This is a genomic window from Pseudoalteromonas sp. SR43-7, assembly GCF_014163785.1.
GTDB classification, from domain to species: Bacteria; Pseudomonadota; Gammaproteobacteria; order Enterobacterales; family Alteromonadaceae; genus Pseudoalteromonas; species Pseudoalteromonas distincta.
Map to the genome: position 1 here is coordinate 40,131 of NZ_JACJDY010000022.1, position 20,395 is coordinate 60,525.

18 protein-coding genes are annotated in these 20,395 nt (G+C 39.6%); 7 read left to right on the plus strand and 11 right to left on the minus strand.

Translation table 11 applies throughout. The features are described 5' to 3' along the window. Window positions 1-173: 173 nt before the first annotated feature. On the minus strand, window positions 174-2,081 hold the full coding sequence (locus H5087_RS15895; RefSeq protein ID WP_182672670.1) for a beta-ketoacyl synthase: 1,908 nt from the start codon (window positions 2,079-2,081) through the stop codon (window positions 174-176). 126 nt (window positions 2,082-2,207) lie between these two features. Between H5087_RS15895 and H5087_RS15900 the strand changes: the two genes are divergently transcribed. Together H5087_RS15900 and H5087_RS15905 are read left to right on the plus strand one after the other, a co-directional pair. Then, the gene (locus H5087_RS15900; protein WP_138488986.1) at window positions 2,208-3,218 is read left to right on the plus strand and encodes a GlxA family transcriptional regulator; all 1,011 of its coding nucleotides are present in this window, start codon (window positions 2,208-2,210) and stop codon (window positions 3,216-3,218) included. Window positions 3,219-3,306: 88 nt separating this feature from the next. Further along, a complete protein-coding gene (locus H5087_RS15905) occupies window positions 3,307-4,533 on the plus strand; it encodes an EAL domain-containing protein (RefSeq protein WP_182672671.1) in 1,227 nt (408 codons plus the stop codon). 16 nt (window positions 4,534-4,549) lie between these two features. On the opposite strand, the gene H5087_RS15910 is transcribed toward H5087_RS15905, so the two are convergent. Genes H5087_RS15910 through H5087_RS15920 form a run of 3 tightly spaced genes read right to left on the minus strand, consistent with a single transcriptional unit; the run spans window position 4,550 to window position 7,582 of the window. Then, window positions 4,550-5,062, minus strand: coding sequence for an MgtC/SapB family protein (locus H5087_RS15910; protein ID WP_002960746.1), 513 nt, complete (start codon window positions 5,060-5,062; stop codon window positions 4,550-4,552). Window positions 5,063-5,070: 8 nt separating this feature from the next. Next, window positions 5,071-6,183 carry a GNAT family N-acetyltransferase/peptidase C39 family protein gene (locus tag H5087_RS15915; RefSeq protein ID WP_182672672.1) on the minus strand — a complete coding sequence of 371 codons (1,113 nt, stop codon included), beginning with the start codon at window positions 6,181-6,183 and terminating at the stop codon, window positions 5,071-5,073. Window positions 6,184-6,187: 4 nt separating this feature from the next. Further along, the gene (locus H5087_RS15920) at window positions 6,188-7,582 is read right to left on the minus strand and encodes a RimK family protein (RefSeq protein WP_182672673.1); all 1,395 of its coding nucleotides are present in this window, start codon (window positions 7,580-7,582) and stop codon (window positions 6,188-6,190) included. A 293-nt stretch (window positions 7,583-7,875) separates the two neighbouring features. On the opposite strand from H5087_RS15920, the gene H5087_RS15925 reads away from it, so the two are divergent. After that, window positions 7,876-8,214 carry a zinc ribbon domain-containing protein YjdM gene (locus tag H5087_RS15925; RefSeq protein WP_182672674.1) on the plus strand — a complete coding sequence of 113 codons (339 nt, stop codon included), beginning with the start codon at window positions 7,876-7,878 and terminating at the stop codon, window positions 8,212-8,214. Window positions 8,215-8,486: 272 nt separating this feature from the next. On the opposite strand, the gene H5087_RS15930 is transcribed toward H5087_RS15925, so the two are convergent. The 7 genes from H5087_RS15930 to H5087_RS15960 all read right to left on the minus strand — a co-directional run bounded on the left by H5087_RS15930 (window position 8,487) and on the right by H5087_RS15960 (window position 13,784). Then, window positions 8,487-8,696: a zinc ribbon domain-containing protein gene (locus tag H5087_RS15930; RefSeq protein WP_007582647.1), complete on the minus strand. Its 210-nt coding sequence runs from the start codon at window positions 8,694-8,696 to the stop codon at window positions 8,487-8,489. A 198-nt stretch (window positions 8,697-8,894) separates the two neighbouring features. Continuing rightward, window positions 8,895-9,212, minus strand: a complete 318-nt coding sequence (locus H5087_RS15935; RefSeq protein ID WP_182672675.1) for a type II toxin-antitoxin system RelE/ParE family toxin — start codon at window positions 9,210-9,212, stop codon at window positions 8,895-8,897. After that, window positions 9,200-9,457, minus strand: coding sequence for a type II toxin-antitoxin system Phd/YefM family antitoxin (locus H5087_RS15940; protein WP_010555056.1), 258 nt, complete (start codon window positions 9,455-9,457; stop codon window positions 9,200-9,202). The genes H5087_RS15935 and H5087_RS15940 overlap by 13 nt, the downstream gene beginning before the upstream one ends. Before the next feature lie 323 nt (window positions 9,458-9,780). Beyond that, window positions 9,781-10,257, minus strand: coding sequence for a GreA/GreB family elongation factor (locus tag H5087_RS15945; protein ID WP_182672676.1), 477 nt, complete (start codon window positions 10,255-10,257; stop codon window positions 9,781-9,783). Between the two features lie 181 nt (window positions 10,258-10,438). Further along, window positions 10,439-11,383, minus strand: coding sequence for a protein translocase subunit SecF (gene secF / locus H5087_RS15950; protein ID WP_182672677.1), 945 nt, complete (start codon window positions 11,381-11,383; stop codon window positions 10,439-10,441). After that, window positions 11,376-13,214, minus strand: coding sequence for a protein translocase subunit SecD (secD, locus tag H5087_RS15955; protein WP_182672678.1), 1,839 nt, complete (start codon window positions 13,212-13,214; stop codon window positions 11,376-11,378). Before secD ends, secF begins: the two co-directional genes overlap by 8 nt. 108 nt (window positions 13,215-13,322) lie before the next feature. Beyond that, complete coding sequence (locus H5087_RS15960) at window positions 13,323-13,784, minus strand: hypothetical protein (RefSeq protein ID WP_033039295.1); 462 nt, start codon at window positions 13,782-13,784, stop codon at window positions 13,323-13,325. Between the two features lie 101 nt (window positions 13,785-13,885). Here H5087_RS15960 and H5087_RS15965 point away from each other — a divergent pair, with 101 nt between their 5' ends. The 4 genes from H5087_RS15965 (at window position 13,886) to H5087_RS15980 (ending at window position 20,319) form a co-directional block, all read left to right on the plus strand. Beyond that, window positions 13,886-15,664: an ABC transporter ATP-binding protein/permease gene (locus tag H5087_RS15965; RefSeq protein ID WP_182672679.1), complete on the plus strand. Its 1,779-nt coding sequence runs from the start codon at window positions 13,886-13,888 to the stop codon at window positions 15,662-15,664. Between the two features lie 240 nt (window positions 15,665-15,904). Continuing rightward, a complete protein-coding gene (locus H5087_RS15970) occupies window positions 15,905-17,983 on the plus strand; it encodes a M13 family metallopeptidase (RefSeq protein ID WP_182672680.1) in 2,079 nt (692 codons plus the stop codon). Between the two features lie 258 nt (window positions 17,984-18,241). Further along, entirely contained in the window at window positions 18,242-18,955 is a 714-nt protein-coding gene (locus tag H5087_RS15975; protein WP_002959761.1) for a YebC/PmpR family DNA-binding transcriptional regulator, read from the plus strand. A gap of 41 nt (window positions 18,956-18,996) precedes the next feature. Next, window positions 18,997-20,319, plus strand: coding sequence for a leucine-rich repeat-containing protein kinase family protein (locus tag H5087_RS15980; RefSeq protein ID WP_182672681.1), 1,323 nt, complete (start codon window positions 18,997-18,999; stop codon window positions 20,317-20,319). The last annotated feature ends 76 nt before the right edge of the window (window positions 20,320-20,395 follow it).

Here is a 20,395-nt window from a genome sequence, read left to right on the forward strand (position 1 = left end):
TCCATCCTAGATAGTGTTTATATAATAGAAACAAACGATCGATATAAAAGCAAATGTAAATACAAAAAATTAGTTTATTTAATGAGCTTTACTTAGAAAGAACTTAATAGATAAATATATTTATGGCATTAAAAAAGGCGCTTAAAAAGCGCCTTGCTAACAAGTATGTGTGCTTAAAACATATCTTGATAGGAGTTTGTTGTGCTAAACGTAATTGCTTTTTCAAAGCCTGGTAAATGAATACTTTGCTCGTCTATTACAATGTCGTTGTCGTCAATAAGTCCGTCGCCAAAGCGATAAATAAGCTCGTACTGGCCTAAATCTGCTTGCGTTTGATACGTTTTCTGCGAAGCGCTAACCACACTATTTTTCTGTGTGTAACTAGTCATAACATCATCGCCATGGCGCTTAGCAAGCATTTGCATTGTTACTTTTGGTGAAAGTACGGTAGCTGTTGCATTGTTACCGCCAAAGCCTTTTGAATTTATAAAAGCAATATCCATATCAGCGCACTCGTAATGGCTATTACGAATATCAAGATGGTCGCCATAAACATCATCAGCCACTTTATCAATAGTGGTAATACCCGGCATAATATTATGACTAAATATGCCTAACGCAATCGCTAACTGGTCACCACTTGCAGGTGCAATAGTATGGCCAACATACGCTTTTGGCGCTGTTACTTTCCAGTTATCAATAGCAAACGTTTGCGCTATTTTGTGATAAATCAAAGACTCTGTTACACGGTTTTGCGGTGTACTAGAACCATGAGCTAAAATAAAGCTACGTTCTTGCAGTGCTTCTTTACCTAATAAGCTGCTAGCAAGTGCGGCTGATTTTGCCATTGTAATATAGTTACCAGGTCCAGGTGATGTAATCGACTTTTTAACGCCATCTGCATTTACAAACACATCCGGTACGCTGCCCATAATATCAGCGCCCAACTCAAGGGCTAAAGCATCATCCATTAAAATAGCAACTTGCGCGCCTTCACCTAATGTAAAGCCACAGTTATCGCCAAATGGGCGGCTGCTATTACGGTAATCAGGTTCTTCATCATTTGATAAGTTATCTAAACGGCGCAAACCTTCAACGTTTGCAAGTGCGCTCATGTTACCAAAGCCTTCTACAACTTCTGGTGTAATAGCACACTCAACACTTGCGACAACCGCAACGCGTGTACGCCCTGCTTGTATGTCATTAACCGCTGCACGTAAATTATATAAAAACGTTGCACATGCGCCCGAGGTCGAAAACGTAGTCCCTACATTGCCCGTAACATAGGCATTAATAAAATCGGTAGACATTGTATTTAAGCCCAGTGCTAACTGCTTAGTGCTAACACGGTCGCCTTGTTGGCGCGCTTTTACTAAACCACCTAGACCTTTGTCGTCCATTTGGCCAATTACCGATGCTGAATAGGTACCAATTTTATCTGGCTCTACGCTATTCATAATATGCTGCCAATCAAGCCCTGTTGATTTAATCGCATCTGTAGCTGCAAAAATAGTGGCTTGCAAACCACGAGGCTGATAGCGGCTGTTATACATAACTGATGGATCAAACCCAGTCGGAAATTGCCCAGCAGATTTAATTGGGTTATCGCGTGTTGAGTCGTGCTTTACGTCTAAGTCGGCTGCAATAGTTACTTTAACTTTTTTGCCTTCAAGCTCTTCAACCTGCCAGCTAGCTGGAACAGGTGCAGGTAAGTCGCGAGCACGCGTTTCAAACACAATTGCGTTATCGCTTGATGCGGTTAGTGTCATTTTTTGCTGCCACGGTGTGGCATCGGCATCAAAGTGTTCTTTTTCAATTTTACGAATAAGTGTACCAGCAATAATTTGCTCACCAAAGCGTGCTTCTATGTCGCTTTGCTCAACATTATTACCTTGTGTATCTTGTAATTGGCCGTTTACAACGCTTACTAGATTCATCAGTGTGGCGAGGCCTAAAAATGTTTCACTGCGATCTTGAGCATTTAAACTATCTAACACGATACGGCGATAACCTTGATGAAAAGAAGTACGGCCAGCGGCGTTAATGCCACCCATGCCTACTATAACGGGTAATGCTGTCATAATTTACCTTTTAGAAACGTGTTATAAGGAGAAGAGGCAGTTTAAATGGATTATGCACCACACATTGTGCTTTAATAGCCAAATATTAAGCACAAAAGGCCAAAATGTACTGGTCGGAGCATTTATATGACTGATAAACACACTAATCCACCTCTAAACATTGCTATAGCGGTATATCCGCATTTATTAGTGACTAGTTTAACGCTGCCTATAGAAATGCTAAGAGCCGGCGAGGCCTTTGCTAAAGGGCATCTTGATAAGCAAAGCTTTAGGCCACTTGCTATAAATTTAGTGGCTAAAAGTGCTGAATCTATACCCACCCGTGCAGGCCTTGCTATAAATCCTGATTGCATAACAACTAACGCGCCCTACAGCGATTTGATTATAGTGCCGGGTATTTGGCGAAACCCACGCCCAGTGGTGCGAACAAATCAAGAAATAGTTGATTGGCTGAGCGAAAGCTTTAGCGCAGGCAGCCATATAATTGGTGTCGGTACTGGCAACTGTTTATTAGCAGAGGCTGGCTTACTTGATGGCCACCCTGCTACCACCCATTGGCATTACGCCAAACAATTTAGCCATGACTACCCGCAGGTGCGCTTAAAGCCCGACTTTTTTATAACCCAATCAGAGCGCATGTATACCGTAGCAAGCCTTAATGCCCTTGCAGATGTGATCGTACATATTATCAGCCAGTACTACACAAAAGCCGCCGCGCAGCATGTAGAGCGTAATTTTTCGCACGAAATACGCAAACCCTATGAAGATCAACGCTACTTAGAAGGTGCAGTAGACCGCCACCCCGATGAGCTAATTGCGCAAATTCAGTTTTGGCTAAAAACAAATTTAGCCACCGAGTTAAACCTGCAAGAAGTCGCAGCTCAATTTAGCTTAAGCTATCGTACTTTTACCCGCCGTTTTAGAGCCGCAACGAACCAAAGCCCTATTGAGTATTGGCAACAATTACGCGTAGAAGGTGCGAAAGAGTTATTAGCATCATCAAATTTATCAATTCAAGAAGTGGCTTTAGAAGTTGGATATAACGACCAAGGGCATTTAACCCGCGTGTTTAAAAAAGTATTAAGCCAAACACCTAGTGGTTATAGAAAAGTAGTTAGACGAAAGTTATTTGGCTAACCAGCGGCGGCACTCTAAATTGGCATTTTTTTATACATAAATTATACTCTTATCAATAATATAATTTATGCCATACCAAGGTAACTGCATGAGAGATAAACTTAGTAAGCACCTTTTTGATCCACAAAGCGATGCTTCTATTGAATCAAAGTTATTAAAGTTACTTTCACTTGTACGAAAACATTTGAGTATGGAAGTCGCGTTTATTTCAGAATTCACCAATACTGATCGCGTTTTTAAAGTGGTAGATAACCAAACTACAAATACATGCGTATCAGTAGGTAATTCAGATCCAATTTGCGAAACTTACTGTAAAAAAATATCCGATAGCGAGCTAGAACAAATAATCCCTAATACTCTTGAGCACCCAATAACCCGCAACATGCCAGTCACAGAAAAGCTAAATATTGGCTCTTATATTGGTGTACCCATTATTTTATCCACCGGAAAAGTTTATGGAACTTTTTGCTGTTATAAAACCGTATTAGACAATGCCCTGAACGACAAAGATTTGTCATTTCTTAGGCTCATTTCTGAAATAGCTACTGAGTTAATCGAAAAAAAAGTTCAGTCTGACATTTTAAATAATGAGTCAAAATCGCTGATTGAAAATATTATAAAAACAAACGATATTACGATTTATTTTCAGCCCATATTTAATTTATCAACCAACCAACTTTCGGGTTATGAGTCTCTGTCACGCTTTTTTATTGAACCCTATAAAACACCTGACATTTGGTTTAAAGATGCTGAAAAGCTAGGTTTAGGAGAAGCATTAGAAATACTTGCTATACAAAATACCTTACATTGTTTAGACCAATTTGATGAAAAAGCTTATATCACTATAAATACTTCACCTCAGCATATTTTATCAGGCTCAATAGACAAAGTATTACAAAGCATCGATTGTAATAGAATAATTTTAGAAGTGACTGAACATTCTCCTATTTTAGACTACCAAGCGATGCGAACCGCACTTCTACCATTAAGAAACCGAGGTGTAAAACTCGCTATAGACGATGTAGGTGCTGGATTCTCATCCTTTCAGCATATTTTAGAATTAGAAGCAGATATCATTAAGTTAGACATCAGCCTTACTCAGAATATAAACACAGATCGTAGAAAGTTTTTATTAGCTAAAGCACTATGCGGATTTGCCAAAGCAATTAATTGCTCAATTGTAGCTGAGGGTATAGAAAATCAAGATGAATTAAACACACTAAGAAAACTAGGCGTTGATAACGTACAAGGCTATTTTATTGGGCGCCCAGCTCCTATTGAAGATGCCATCCAATATCAAACAATTACGCTATAATTAATAAACGCCACTTTTAGTGGCGTTCTGATTCGTTAAATTCTTTTCGATAATAGCGCTTTTGATAGTTTTTTACTTTAGTGTGTACGCCTTTGCTTAAGCTTTTAAATTTAGCCTCAAGTACGTCTACACCATATAAAATACCGACCACCAGCACCGAGAGTTTTATTGCAGCCCCAAGGTTTTCGGTCGCTATCATCACGCCTATTGATGCAAGCACCCAAATGGTTGCAGCAGAGGTTACGCCAACTACCGCACCATCTTTTGCGAGCATAACGCCTGCCCCTAAAAAGCCAATACCTGTAATTATTTGCCCAACTACACGAGAATGATCAATTACATCCCCCTGTAAATTAAACGCAGTGGATAAAAACAAATACGTGCCCAGCGTTATTAGGGCTGATGTACGAATTCCTACAGGTTTACCACGCAATTGGCGCTCTATTCCAATAATAGCACCACAAAAAGCCGCAGTACCAATAGCTGCCCACGAATACGGGGCTACATCAATTAAATCTAAAAAAGTCACTGTTAACCTTATATTTTATTAGCTATAGCCACCGCCGTTCTTAAACGTTGGCTACCAAACGCTGACATTTTACTAAAATCACTTCGTGCAATAGGTACATATTGGCAGTCTATTGCGAGCTGTTTATCGTTACCGGGCTCACAAAACGGGTCGTGAACATACACGCAGTGCTCATCAAGGTGCGTAACACACACCCAGTGTGGCGATTTTTTACCATCAAAACTGTATGTACTAATTAATAACAGCACACTAAAGCCTTTACTTAACCACTGCTCAATATGCTCAAGCTCTACATCTTTATGCGTAAGCGGTATATTTGCCTGTGCAATACCATCTACAAATTGCTGATGCACGGTGGCAAGTACCACTTTTTTGTTTTCGTTGCGTACGCCATCTAAAAACAAAGGCTCTGTGGTATTAACCATTACTTCGCTTTTAAAACCACGCTTATTAGCCCCAAGTGCCAAACCAAACGGATGGCAACCACCATGACCCGATGTCATAAAAATGGTGGTACCTTCACGCCAAAGTGCCAGCTCATGTGATTGAGTAAGCTCAGTTGTTGGCTCAAGTGCACCCATTGCCATTAATAGCGCAGCAGGCCCACAAGTAAACTCGGTAGTTTGCTGATACCACGGCGTTAAACGCGCCACTTTTAACTCACTCGTTTGTCGAATGTTTTTTTGCATTCGTAGTGCGTCACTGTGGTCATCGTAATAATCGCTATATTGACCAAACACTCTGTAACCTAAGCTTTTATAAAGCCCTATCGCACCTTCGTTATTTACAGCCACTTCTAAACGAAGGTAAATACGCCCTCGCTCATACGTTTCTTTTTCAAGGCTAGTAAGTAATGCCTTTGCAACGCCCTTACCTTGCATTGTGGGTTTTACCGCGAGCGAATATAAACGCGCTAAACGCGTCCCTTTATGGCACCACACTAATCCATATCCACATACTTGCTCGCCATTTTCTGCAACGAGTAAAATACCGTGTTTTGCACTAAGCCAGCGTTTTAGACTACGCGGACTTAATTTATCGTTATTAAAGCAAGCATTTTCAACGTCAATCAGTGCATTTAAATCACTGCTAAGCGCCTTTCGAATAACAAGGTTGCTCATGTTATTACCCACGGCCTCGTGCTTCTAAGCGTTGTTTAAACTCATCCATAATGATCATGTATAGCTCATCGCCTAAATAGCCGTCTTCTACCTTGTGATCAATACTTGGGTTATCGTTTACTTCAAGTACATATGCTTTGCCTTGATGCTCTTTAACATCAACGCCATATAAACCCCTACCCACTGTTTTACATGCTTTTAAAGCTGCATCTAATACTGCTTTTGGTAACTCAAAGGTTGGCAATGTTTCAAAGCCACCAGAGAAAAACCGTTTAGCATCGTGGTTATAAATTTGCCAATGGTTACGCGCCATTAAATAGCGGCATGCATAAATTGCACGGCCATTTAACACACCCACTCGCCAATCGTATTCGGTATACATATACTCTTGTGCAAGCACTAATGCGCTATATTCAAACAGCTCGGTAAGCTTAGCGGCAAGCTCATCACGGTTTGAAACTTTAAACACACCTTTTGAGAACGATCCTTCAGGCATTTTTAAAACAAGCGGATACGTAAACGCTTCTTCTAATTGCTCAAGCGTTTCATTTGCTTGATCAGCCACTACAACCGTTTTTAAACTTGGCACTTTTTGATAATTAAATGCATCGTGTAAATACACTTTATTACAACAACGTAAAATAGACTCAGCATCGTCAATAACCACTAAACCCAGGCTTTGCGCTTTGCTTGCAAGGCGATACGTTGGGTGGTCAATCGCTGTAGTTTGGCGAATAAATAACGCATCAAACTGGGCAATGTTATCAATTTCGTCAAAGCTTAATGCTTGTGCATAAATACCGTGTTTAGCCGCTGCTTTAATAAAACGTGCAATGGCGTCTTTGTCACTCGGTGGTACTTTTTCGTTATGATCAACAAGTATTGCCATGTCCCATCTAAAACGACGTTGCACAGAACTAATACGCCACTGCGTTTTAGTAAAGTTATCTAGCTTGGCTACAAATTCGCTGTACTGCTGCTCACTTAAAGACGACATCGAGCCTTGTTGCAATAAGCCTTGTTCATCAACAAATAAAATAGGCGCTGGGTATTGTTTAAATACCGACTTTGCCGCTTTTGATTGTAAATCGTTTTGGGCATTACCAAAGTAAAGTGTGCCATCTATTTGGGCCACATTTAACATAGGAGCTTGGCCACTACGAAGAGCATTAATGGTTTTTACACTGGGTAAAACTTGGTGCTTGCGCGCCTCTGCAAGTAATGAGCAATAGTAACCTTTGCTCAAGTATTGGCTTGAGTCGCACAGATTAATAATGCGTGTTTTTGGTTCGTTATGTTTTGGATAATCACGTAAGTAGGTATTAAACGTAATTACATTTTCGAACGATTGAGCAAGCGTTTGCTCGTTGTTATCAACCACAATTAAGGTTTTAAACACGACTTTTCCTAGTTAAGTCAAAATATAAAAAGCATGCTTAGTAAAATACTAAGCATTATAAATAGAAACACCCATCGTACTAAGTGGGCATTGCGCGAATCACTTAATATGATGGGTGCTTTAACAGGTACCTACTGTACGAGTTAGCGCTTAAATTGCTTAAGCGACATGTGCTTTATATGCCCTTTTTTAAAAACGCACAAACGAGATATTTTTAGCGTGAAGATGAAAAATATTGATTAACTAATAATGCAGATTAAAATACGTAAAACAACACCTTATGAGAGTTAAAAATGTCGCTGCCTGCTTGCCCAAAATGCCAATGTGAATATGTTTACGAAGACCAACAACTGCTTATTTGCCCCGAGTGCGCCCATGAGTGGAACCCAAATACTGCACATGATGAAGACGCAATTTTAGTAAAAGATGCCAACGGCACTTTACTTAATGATGGCGATAAAGTGACCGTAGCCAAAGATTTAAAAATTAAAGGCAGCTCGCAAGTCATTAAAATTGGCACCAAAGCGGTTGTTAGACGTGTGCTTGATAAAAAAGATCACGAGCTAGATTGTAAAGTAGATGGCATTGGCGAAATGATGGTAACAGCGAAATTTGTGAAAAAAGCTACCTAAAATTAAATATTTAAAATATAGGATGTTAGATGAAAAATCATAAAAATAAATTCATCCAAGCCTTATGGCCTGTTATTGAAGCCTATTATTAGTGCGTATAATAGATTTTGTTTAACTGCTATTAGTTGGTGTATATCTAAAGGTCCACCTACATTTAATAAGGCGAATTATCGCTTAGGTATATTTAAGCATTTAACCTCCTCACCTTAATGAGGAGGTATCTCTTGGACTGATCAGTTTACATTTCAGTTAAAGTGCTTTTTAAGCTTTGATTACCCAGTAAAGAAATCAAATACGTTACCAAGTGTTGATGATGAACCTTTATAAAATTCAGTAAAGCTACATCGACTGCATGTCACAGCGGTGTACTTTTTATTTTGAACATCAAAAATTCTTGACCAAAAGCCACCCGAAACTCTTATTTCACCGGTATCAAATTCGTTATTATTACACTTAGAGCAAGACCAATTGTTATGTCTCATATTTCAACCTCCATATTATTTATGTACGGTATATTAAACACTTAAGGAACGTGTGTAGCAATTTTTTTAATAAACAAACCATAGTTTAGTCCTTATATTGGTTAAGTTGGAATTTTGACAGATGTTTGGATGGCTTTTTAATAATTGCTTTTTATAATAATTAGTATGGGGGTCATACTAATTTCACTCAGGGATTACCTACTTGTTAGCTGTATATTGCGTTAACAACAAAAATTTTCGTAAGTCTCGCTCTTGTCTCATTACGTGCAAAATATATACTTTATCGTTATCTTTTTTGTAAAATATACGACAAGGATTCACGACCAGTTCAAGATAATTTAGGTTAGCTAACTCAATTGGTTTTTTACCTGATTCAGGAAAGAGTTCGAGACGTTCAACTTTTTCAAATATTTTGGAAACCAATTTTTTCGCTGACTGCAAATTGCTTAATGCGATATATTCAGCGATATCGTTAAGATCATCCAAAGCTGGATTAGCCCAAATTATTTCAGCCATTTATTCATTTTATCTTTAGCTTCAACATTCGACATGGTTTCACCACGACTTATTGCCTGCTCTCCTTTTGCAAGAGACTCAAGAATTTGCATACGCTTTTGCATAAATTCATAATCATCAACATCTACTAAGTATGCAGATGGTTGTCCATGTTCAGTTATCAACACAGGTTCTTTAGAGGAATGAAGTTCAGATAATATCTTCGTTGCTTGACGCTTCAATGTTGTTACTAGTTCTACTCTCATAATAATCCCCAAACAAATGTATCACTATAGTAGCACCGAGTAGCCAACTTGGGAAATACAACTAACGAGGCTGTATAACCACTAAAATCAATTAAAAAGGGAGCACCTAACGTCAACCCTGCTCACTTATAAACTATTAGGTACTTCTCATTATATGTCTTTGTAGAAATTGAAATACACACCACGTTACGCTATAAAAACATAGCTGTAGGTTGGATAAATGGCAAAGCCATGCCATCCGACAATTAATTTATGAATATAAATAAGCGATTATTACGTTGGCATAGCTTTGTCAGATGGTGTTCTCTAAAAAAACCAAAGCTTTATAAAATCTCTACCACCACATATTCGTGGGCTTTATCTGCAATTGTTAATGTAATTTCATCATCAATCTGTTTATTTAGTAACTGCTTACCCATTGGTGCGCCGGGTGTTACAACAGCAATTGCATGTTGTTTAACATTTACGGTTAAACCACCTGCTGCAGGGCCTAAATAAAACCATTTTTGCGCTGCGTTATCATCCTCTAAACACACCAACGAACCGATAGCTATTTTGTCGGTTCGCTTTTCGTTAAAGGCAGGCTCAAACAACTCTATGCTTTTATAGCAATCGTTTACGCGCTGGGCTTGGCCTTGTGCTAAATAAGCGGCTTCGAGCCCTAGAGTATCGTATTTATTTTCGGCTATGTTTTCTTCATGTGTGGCGGTGTCGTGCGCAGTTTTTGCCGCTACTTTTGCTGTTGTAAGCTGCGCTTCTAGCGCAAAGCGAAGATGTTCGATAACGTGGGTTTTATTCATGGGGATTAGTACAATACAGGCTGTAAAAATAAGGCAGCTAGTTTAACATTTTTGCTAGGCTTAAAACCATTGTTTTAAACCCCGCAAGTTTGGTGGGAATACTAGCGGGGCTTAAATTAGCATTAAACAAGCAAATTGCGGTTGGTTGGTACAGCTCTTTGCTTATGCTTTATTAAAAACCTTATGGCATATCTAATAATGTTTGCGTGTGGGCATCTACTTTAACTTCGTAGTTTTTAGCGCTTAAGCCCAATAGCTCTGGCAAGGTTGCCGCTATACAAATAGACGAGAACGTACCCACTACAATGCCAGTAAATAATGCTATAGCAAAGCCTTGCAGTGGTGCGCCTGCAAGTAACCAAACGCTCGCAACCGTCGCAAGTGTGGTACCCGACGTTATTAAGGTGCGCGTTAGTGTGCTTTTAATCGCATTATTAATAATAGTCGCTGGGCTAAGTACATTATTTGATTGAACACGTAAAAGCTCACGCACTCTATCCCCTACTATTATTGAGTCGTTCAGTGAGTAACCAATAATAGCCAGTAAACTTGCCAGTACGGTTAGGTTAAATTCAATTTGTAATAGTGAAAATAACCCAAGTACGAGTATTAAATCGTGCACTAGCGCAACCACAGACCCTACCGCTAATCGCCATTCAAAACGCACTGCAAGGTAAATCATTACTGCAATCATTGCAGCAAACATGGCTAAACAACCTTGATCAAATAACTCATCGCCCACTTGTGAGCCAATATAGGCCGACGATAAAACCTGTGCGTTTATATCATCGTTTTGTGTAACAGCGCTTTGCCAGTCAGGGCTATTAGCTGTTGTTGATGTAGTTGATGCACTTGGCGCTTCTCTTAATTGAAAATGACTATTACCTTGCGCGGTTAGCTCAAACTCACCGTTGTGATTTTTAGCAATAAACGATTGAAGCTCTTTTAGCTCAATACTTTGGCTGATTGTAAACTCAGTTAAATAACCGCCGGTAAAATCTAGGCCAAAATTTAGACCCTTTTGCGTAAGCGTAAATACGGATAGCAGCACTAAAATGGCGCTTAAAAGCATGCCCATAAAGCGTAAACGTGTACCCTTTTCACCTTTTAAAAAATAATTAAGCATGTGCTTTTACTCCTGCTTTTTTACCCATTTTTAAATACAACGTTTGGCTTAATATTTTTGATACGTACACACCTGTAAATACAGACGTTAAAAGCCCCAGTGCGAGTGTAATGGCAAAACCTTTAACGGGCCCATAGCCTATACCGTATAAAATAAGTGCAGTGATCATGGTGGTTATATTGGCATCAAATATTGTATTTGCGGCTTGTTTATAACCCTCTTGAATAGCTTGATATGGTGCACGGCCTTGGCGACGTTCTTCTTTAATACGTTCAAATATTATAACGTTAGTGTCTACCGCCATACCTATGGTTAGCACCAGACCTGCAATACCCGGAAGCGTTAACACAACCCCTGGTAATAATGACATTAAGCCCACAAGCGACGTTAAATTTAATATAAGTGCTACGTTTGCAATAAGGCCTAGACGGCGATACCAAAGCGCCATAAATGCAAGGGTAATACCCATGCCTAACATAAGCGCGGCTAAGCCATTACTAATATTTTCGCTGCCGAGGCTTGGCCCTATTGTTTGTTCGTGCACAATTGTAACGGGCGCTGTAAGCGAGCCTGCACGTAGTAACAATGCCAGATCGGCTGCCGCTTGTTGGCTTTTCATATTGGTAATACTAAAACGCGAACTTAAATGCTGAGCAATATTAGCAACGTTAATAACTTCGCTTTTTTTAACTACTTCGCCTTTAGCATTTTGAGAGTACTCAGAGTAAACCGTCACCATTGGCTTACCAATATTGGCTTTTGAAAACGCCGACATTGCATCCCCGCCTTGGCCGTCTAGGCTTAGTTGTACAAGTGGTTTACCCCAATCGTCGCGGCCTATGTTTGCATTATTAATATGATCGCCTGTAAAAATTGGCACAGGATCGAGCTTTATGGTTCCGCCCGATTGCATATTAAATGTTTGCCCGCCAATTTCTTTTAATTGATAAAAACCAAGCGATGCTGTTGCACCAATAATACGTTTTGCTTCGGTTGGATCTTGCACGCCTGGTAGCTCTATACGAATGCGGTGCTTTCCTTGGCGCTGTGTTACCGCTTCGGTAATGCCTAACTCTTCAATACGTGAACGAAGGGTTGTAAGTGTTTGCCCCATTACTTCTTTATCAAAGCTGCTGCGGCCTTGCTCTGAATAACTAAATTTGGCAGTTTTAACGCTGCCGTTATTGCTTGTTACAACGGCTAAATTAGCAAATCGGCTTAGTAGCTCTTCAATAACGGGGGTTAACTTGTCGGTTGCATTAGGCAGTGCGTTTATTTCAAACCCATGCTGAGTTTGCTGCGCTTTTACGCCATGTGCTTTTTGCTTAATAATGATTGATTTAGCTTGTTGATACGCACTGACTAATTGCTCATCAACGGCTTTATCTAAATCTACGTCTAGTACAAATAGCACACCGCCATTTAAATCAAGGCCCAGCTTTATTGGTGATAAACCAAAATCTTGTAACCATGTTGGGCTGGTTGCATGCTCAATAATTTTAACTTGCGTGTTTGGATATTGCGCTTTTATAGCCGCTTGCGCCTGAGCGCTTTTAGTTGGCTCGTTTAAAAGTATATTAATAGTGGATTGCTTATCTAAACCCTGCTCAACCTCTAGCCCTTGTTTATTTAAAAAAGTAACTAGCGTTTTAGTGCTCGGTAAAGATTGCGTTTCGCTGTGCGGCGTATTACTTACGTGCAACCACGATTTATTAGGGTATAAATTTGGTAATGCGCTGATAGCTAATAAAACCAATACTATTAGCATGGCTATATAGCTTAATTTGAACTTAGCCGTAGACGGCTTTTTATCTTTTTTAAAACTTAACATGTTGAATCCTTATTGCCAGCAAAGCTAGCAACGTACTTTTTAAAAGCACAATTAATCTGCAGGCTAAAACTTTAAAAGTTAAAACCTAATAAAATTAAATAAGGGAAATTAAGCGTGGTAGGTAGTTACGGCAGTGTAGAGTAAGTTAACGTCTTTCCAGCCACTTAAGCGCGACTTTTTACTATTAGTCACAAGCGTATACCAAGGTTGTATGCGGTTAACGGCTCTCGGTCGTAAAAATATATGCCTAACAAGATTTTGAGCAAAAAATTCAAAAACCACATCGTATTCAGCCTCACTTTGCACAGTGTGCAAAAACAATGATGAATTATTGGCAGTTAATCGTGGTTGGTGCGCGTCAAAATCGGTTTGATGCGTTTTTTTATGCTGCGTAGTATCTACAGACTTAGTAATGGGCTGTATTTTAGTTAAATCGCCAATATCAGTAGGCGAAACCTGCGTGCTAATATTTATATTTAAATTTTGTGAGGCGCCCATAGCATTACTCTGCACACTAAAAAGTGCAGCAAGTAGCAAAAAGGCAGTTAAAAACACTCTAAATTTAAACATTCACGTTTTAAAACTAAAATAAGGGATGCGTAGTATATAAGGGCAAGCATTTAAAATACAATGCTTATTAATTAAGTATTTAGTTTTAACAGAGATCACTAATGCGCCCCAGACAAAGCACAGAAAAACGACCAGACGCCATGAATTTACGCCAAAGTGTAAAAACACTCTGGCCCTACCTTACAAAATTTAAAGGCCGTGTTTTTATTGCACTTATGGCGCTTATAGGCGCAAAAGGTGCCACTTTGTTAATGCCTTGGGCGCTTAAAGAAATAATAGACTCGGTAGATAAGTCAATTAACCCACTGTTAGTTATCCCTGCTTTATTGTTATTGATGTACGGTGCACTGCGTTTTGCTAGCGTATTTTTAGGTGAGATAAGAGATGCTGTATTTTCTCGCGTAACCGAGCACGCTATTCGTGATATTGGTTTAAAAGTATTTAAGCATTTGCACTCACTTGAGCTGGCTTTTCATTTAGATAGGCAAACCGGTGGCATTAGCCGCGATATAGAACGCGGTACAAGTGGGTTAAGCTTTTTAATGCGTTTTTTAATGTTTAACATTGTGCCTACTTTATTTGAAATACTGACTGTTGCGATTATTTTTGGCACGTTGTTTTCTGTTTGGTTTGCGCTGATTACATTATTGGCAGTTGCTATTTATATTACCTTTACTGTGGTTGTTACCCAGTGGAGAAACCGCTTTATTAGAGAAGCAAATGCTGCCGACAATCAAAGTAATACCCGCGCTATAGACAGCCTACTTAATTATGAAACTGTAAAGTATTTTAATAATGAGCAGTTTGAAGCAAAAACGTACGACACCTTTTTAGCAAACTGGGAAAAAGCCCGTTTAAAAAATAGAATGTCGCTGCTCGCCCTCAACTCAGGCCAAGCACTTATTATCGCTTGTGCTATTACCGCTTTAATGTGGTTGGGCTCAACCGAGGTAGTTGCAGGTACGCTTTCTATTGGTGAACTTGTGATGATTAACGCGTATATGATTCAATTGTTTTTACCGCTTAACTTTTTAGGTTTTGTGTACCGCGAAATAAGGCGCGCACTAACCGACCTTGAAAACATGCTTGGACTACTTAACAAAAAACCACAAATAACCGATGCACTTAATGCTAAAGAGCTCAATATTAGCCAAGGTGAAATAACATTTAATAATGTAAGTTTTAGTTACGATGCGCATCGCCCTATTCTTAATAATCTTAGCTTTAGTGTTAAAGCAGGCAGCAAAGTAGCTATTGTTGGTGCCAGTGGGGCTGGTAAAAGCTCATTGGCGCGACTGCTTTATCGTTTTTATGATGTAAGCGCCGGTGAAATTAGTATTGATAATCAAGCTATAAACTCAGTAACACTTAATAGTTTACGAAAAGCCATTGCAATAGTCCCGCAAGACACCGTGTTGTTTAACACCACGATTCGTGAAAATATTGCTTACGGTAGACCAACAGCAAGCGATGCTGAAATTGACGACGCCATTGCAATGGCGCATTTAAAAGACTTTATAGACACACTTGATAAAGGCGATAAAACACTGGTTGGCGAGCGCGGTTTAAAAGTATCCGGCGGCGAAAAACAGCGTATTGCCATTGCCCGCGCTATTTTGAAAAAATCCCCTATTTTAATTTTTGATGAAGCAACATCTGCACTCGACTCTCATTCTGAGCAAGCAATTCTCGCAGCAATGCGTGAAGTTGCCAGTAACCATACGAGTATTGTTATTGCTCATCGGTTATCTACTATTACCGATGCAGACACCATTATTGTGCTCAAAGCCGGACAAATTATTGAGCAAGGTAAGCACGATGAATTACTTACACTCGCCGGAGAATACGCCCGTATGTGGGAACTACAGCATAAAAAATAAATAGTGTGTAACCCCTCTTAGCTCGGATACCTTCAAGTATTCGAGCTAAATAAAGCGTTTATAGAACCTATTAGCCCTTCTCTTTACTCCTATATTAGTTTTATCGAGCACTGTGGTGATTCACCTCAAAAGATTTGTTTGTCTGATTAATTTCAATAACAATCGATAAGTTAAATATTCGTAACAATAAAAATAATTCACTGCTGCTTTAATTCAATCAGTGATACTCAGGAGTAAGTAATGAAAAAGAGTTTAATTGCCGCAGCATTAGCTGCCACATTTATTACCGGTTGTTCAGAGCCGCAAACAACAAAAACACACGAGCAACAACCTAAAGTAGTCACTGCAGCAGTGACAGAAAAAGCAGAGTTAGGTAGTTTTGGTGTTGATCTAACAGCTCGTAACGAAGCCGTTAAACCAGGCGATGACTTTTTTATGTATGCCAGCGGCACGTGGTATGACAACTACGAAATGCCTGCAGATAAAACCCGCTATGGTGCATTTTCTGGATTAGCTGAGCGAAGCGAAGACGATGTTAAAGCTATTATTGAAGAAATAGCAGCACGCAAAGACTTAAACGCAGAAGAAAAACTCGTTGCTGATTTTTACAATGCCTATATGGATACCGAAACACTTAATAAACTCGGTGTAGCGCCTATTAAGCCATTGTTAAGTGAAATTAGTGATATAGCGTCGACCGACGATTTAGCTGAAATGTTTGGTAAGTCTTGGTTAACCGGTAATAAAGCTCCTTTTGGCGGCGGCATGTGGTTTAATCGCCTAGACCCTAATAAATATGAAATGTCACTAGGTGCTGGTGGTTTAGGTCTACCCGATCGTTCTTACTACCTTGAAGATGCTGAGCGCTTTGTTAAAACCCGTACAGCTTATGTTGCCCACATTGCTGACATGCTTGAGTTTGCAGGAGTCGAAAATAGCGCAGAGCGTGCTCAAGCAATTGTTGATCTTGAAACCAAAATTGCACAAGGTCATTGGCCTCGTGAAAAGCGCCGTAATCGCGATTTAACGCTAAACCAAATTGAACGCGCCGATTTAAGCACTGCTTATCCTGGTTTTAACTGGGATTTATACTTTGCGCAAACAGGTTATAAAGTACCTCAGTTAAATGTCTCTCAACCTGAACCTATAAAAGCGATGATTGAGCTAATCAATCAAGAAGATATTGCAGTATGGAAAGACTACCTAACGTATCACGCTATTAGCGGTAACGCAGGTTTACTATCAGAGGAAGTATTTAATACTAACTTTGCTTTTTTTGGTAAAGAACTAAACGGACAACAAGAGCCTCGCCCTCGTTGGAAGCGTGCAATCAGTGAAATGTCGGGCACAAGTTCGCTTGGTTTTGCTATTGGTAAAATATACGTAGCACGTTACTTTCCTGAGTCGTCAAAACAACAAATGTCAGAGCTGGTTGAAAACCTTCGTACAGCTCTTGGTGAACGTATTGATAACCTAGAGTGGATGGGCGATGAAACTAAAGTAAATGCGCGCGCTAAACTGGCTGCATTTGTACCAAAAATTGGTTATCCCGATGTTTGGCAGTCTTATGATGGTTTAAGCATTACTAAAAACGATTTAATCGGTAATGTGAAAAACATGCGTGAATTTTTTCATGCAGAAAGTGTTGAAAAAGAGCTACAAAAAACAGACCGTAACCGCTGGGGCATGACGCCACAACGCGTAAACGCTTACTACAATAGCTCGTTTAATGAAATTGTATTTCCGGCTGCGATATTACAACCGCCGTTTTTCGATCCAAATGCCGATCCGGCTGTAAACTATGGCGGTATTGGTGCTGTAATTGGTCACGAAATGGGTCATGGGTTTGACGATCAAGGTTCAAAATCTGACGAAAACGGTGTGCAACGTAACTGGTGGACTGATGCTGACCGCGCTGCATTTGACAAAAAAGCCGATCAACTGGCTGCGCAGTACAGTAAATACGAGCCAATCGAAGGTAACTTTGTTAATGGTCGAAATAGCCTTGGCGAAAACATTGGTGATGTAGGTGGGCTATCAATGGCTTATCATGCGTACAAGCTCAGTTTAAATGGTAAAGAAGCGCCTGTTATTGACGGCGTTACTGGCGATCAGCGTTTCTTCCTTGCGTGGGCACAAGTATGGAAAGAAAAACGTACTGAGCAAAGCATGCTTAACCAACTTCGTGGTGGCACACATGCCCCAGGTCGCTTTAGAGCACAAGCGCCGCGTAACCACGATGCATGGTACAAAGCGTTTGATGTAAAACCAGGCGATGCGTTATACCTTCCTGAAGATGAGCGTGTACGTATTTGGTAAGTAACACTTACTTTTTATTACTTAGTAAGGCAACCTGTTATACAGGTTGCTTTTTTATTGAATTAAATTTACACATAATAGATATAATTCCAACGTCTAGAACCCTCGATGATCCCATTAATAAAATACAGTTTACATGGCTTTTAAACGTTACCGATTTAATCTGTTTTAATACTTACTAGCCCTTGAATGCATTTACCTTTAGAATACGCATTATAATTTTATTCTATTATTTACATATATTAAGGCGAAACGCAGATGGGAAGAGCTTACCAAAACAAAAAAGATTCAATGGCTAAGACTGCGGGTGCTAAAACTAAAGTTTATTCTAAGTACGGCAAAGAAATTTATATTTGTGCAAAAAACGGCGGTGTAGATCCAGATGGTAACTTATCATTACGTCGTTTAATTGAACGCGCTAAAAAAGACCAAGTACCAGCACACGTTATTGACCGCGCAATAGACAAAGCAAAAGGCGGCGGCGGTGAAGACTACGCAGCAACACGTTACGAAGGTTACGGTCCTGGTAACTGTATGATTATTGTTGACTGTTTAACAGACAACAACAAGCGTACCTTTGCTGATGTACGTGTTTGTTTTACCAAAGCAAATGCTAAAATTGGCGCTCAAAACTCTGTGTCACATTTATTTGATCACCTTGCTATTTTTGTATTTGACGGTGATGACGACGAAGCAGTACTTGAAGCTCTTATGATGGCTGATGTTGATGTAACTGACGTAGAGGTAGATGACGGTAAAGTTACTGTTTTTGCTCCTCACACAGAGTACAACAATACACGTACAGCGCTTGAAGAAATGGGCGTGACTGAATTTGACGAAGACCTAATTAGCTTTGTGCCACAAATTGAAACGCCGATTGAAGGCGAAGACGTTGAAGTTATGGAACGCTTTTTAGCAATGTTAGAAGATTGCGACGACGTGCAAAACGTTTACCATAACGCGCAATTCTAAAGAGCGATTTAGTAAGTTAGAACGACTTTAAGCCAACAGCTATGTTGGCTTTTTCATTTTTAGAACATGGTATTAATATGAACTCCCTTAAAGAGCTTAAAAGTGGCAAACTTGTTGGTGCTACTCGCCTGCAATTGGTAGAAGAGCTAACGACATTTCCTGAAGAAATCTTTAGCTTAGCTGACACGCTTGAAGTTCTCGATTTATCAAATAATAATTTATCAACACTACCTGATGAATTTGCCTGTTTAACACACCTGAAGCGTGTGTTTTTATCGTTTAATCAGTTTAAGCATATTCCTAAAGTGCTCGCTAAATGCCCTGCTTTAATTATGGTCGCGTTTAAAGGTAACCAAATTTCTGAATTTGCTTTAAACAGCCTGCCAAAAAATATTGAGTGGCTAATACTCACCGATAATACGTTAAGCGAATTACCTGAAGATTTTGGTAATTACACCCAGCTTAAAAAGCTTGCGCTTGCAGGCAATCAACTTAAGCAACTGCCAAGTAGCATGGCGCGGTGTAGAAACCTTGAGCTTGTTAGGCTCTCTGCTAATAACTTAACACAAGTAGACGACTGGCTGTTTGAATTGCCAAAACTTGCTTGGCTTGCGTTTGCCGGTAACGATTTTAATAAAGCTCAGTGCCTTACAAAAAGTTGCTTAGAAAATAAGCCTCTTAACGATTACACACTTAGTCATGTTATTGGCCAAGGTGCATCGGGCGTTATTCATTTAGCACAAGCTATTGAAAGTGCTGTAGCGATTAAATTATTTAAAGGCGCAATTACCAGCGACGGCTATCCGCTTGATGAAGTAAATTGCTGCTTACAAGCAGGCGATCACGCTAATTTAATTAAAGTACTTGCCTACATTGAGCAAAGTGATCAGCTAGGTTTAGTAATGGAGCTAATAGATAAAAGCTTTGCTAATTTAGGCCTGCCTCCAAGCCTTGAAACCTGTACGCGTGATACCTTTAATAATGATTGCCATTACTCAACTCACGCTATTTTAAAAATTGCACAGCAAATGGTAAGTACCTTACATCACTTGCATATTTGTAAAGTAAGTCACGGCGACGTGTATGCGCATAACACCATGATAAACAAAGATGCTGATGTATTATTTGGTGATTTTGGTGCAGCCACAAACTTAGCCATGTTAAGTGATTATCAACAAAAGCAAATCGAGTTAATTGAAGTACGTGCATTAGGGTGTTTAATTGAAGACTTATTAGGCACGGTAACTGGCGATGATAGGCATAGTGAGCTCTTTGTTAAAATGTCCGATATGGCAAAATGTGCCATGCAACCTACACTAAATCAAAGACCTACATTTACTGAGTTTTTAGCAGAGCTAAAATAAATTTAATATTAATAATATAAGCGAGCAAAATGTAACACCTTGCTCGCTTTTATTTTATGTTTATTCGGATTTTCCG

Bases quoted from the DNA above. Each gene is read 5' to 3' on its own strand.
- secF (WP_182672677.1), bottom strand. From the start codon at position 11,383: ATGCTTAATTATTTTTTAAAAGGTGAAAAGGGTACACGTTTACGCTTT.
- H5087_RS15940 (WP_010555056.1), bottom strand. From the start codon at position 9,457: ATGAGAGTAGAACTAGTAACAACATTGAAGCGTCAAGCAACGAAGATA.
- H5087_RS15930 (WP_007582647.1), bottom strand. From the start codon at position 8,696: ATGAGACATAACAATTGGTCTTGCTCTAAGTGTAATAATAACGAATTT.
- H5087_RS15900 (WP_138488986.1), top strand. From the start codon at position 2,208: ATGACTGATAAACACACTAATCCACCTCTAAACATTGCTATAGCGGTA.
- H5087_RS15975 (WP_002959761.1), top strand. From the start codon at position 18,242: ATGGGAAGAGCTTACCAAAACAAAAAAGATTCAATGGCTAAGACTGCG.
- H5087_RS15960 (WP_033039295.1), bottom strand. From the start codon at position 13,784: ATGTTTAAATTTAGAGTGTTTTTAACTGCCTTTTTGCTACTTGCTGCA.
- H5087_RS15945 (WP_182672676.1), bottom strand. From the start codon at position 10,257: ATGAATAAAACCCACGTTATCGAACATCTTCGCTTTGCGCTAGAAGCG.
- H5087_RS15935 (WP_182672675.1), bottom strand. From the start codon at position 9,212: ATGGCTGAAATAATTTGGGCTAATCCAGCTTTGGATGATCTTAACGAT.
- H5087_RS15925 (WP_182672674.1), top strand. From the start codon at position 7,876: ATGTCGCTGCCTGCTTGCCCAAAATGCCAATGTGAATATGTTTACGAA.
- H5087_RS15895 (WP_182672670.1), bottom strand. From the start codon at position 2,081: ATGACAGCATTACCCGTTATAGTAGGCATGGGTGGCATTAACGCCGCT.
- H5087_RS15965 (WP_182672679.1), top strand. From the start codon at position 13,886: ATGCGCCCCAGACAAAGCACAGAAAAACGACCAGACGCCATGAATTTA.
- H5087_RS15905 (WP_182672671.1), top strand. From the start codon at position 3,307: ATGAGAGATAAACTTAGTAAGCACCTTTTTGATCCACAAAGCGATGCT.
- H5087_RS15970 (WP_182672680.1), top strand. From the start codon at position 15,905: ATGAAAAAGAGTTTAATTGCCGCAGCATTAGCTGCCACATTTATTACC.
- secD (WP_182672678.1), bottom strand. From the start codon at position 13,214: ATGTTAAGTTTTAAAAAAGATAAAAAGCCGTCTACGGCTAAGTTCAAA.
- H5087_RS15915 (WP_182672672.1), bottom strand. From the start codon at position 6,183: ATGAGCAACCTTGTTATTCGAAAGGCGCTTAGCAGTGATTTAAATGCA.
- H5087_RS15980 (WP_182672681.1), top strand. From the start codon at position 18,997: ATGTTGGCTTTTTCATTTTTAGAACATGGTATTAATATGAACTCCCTT.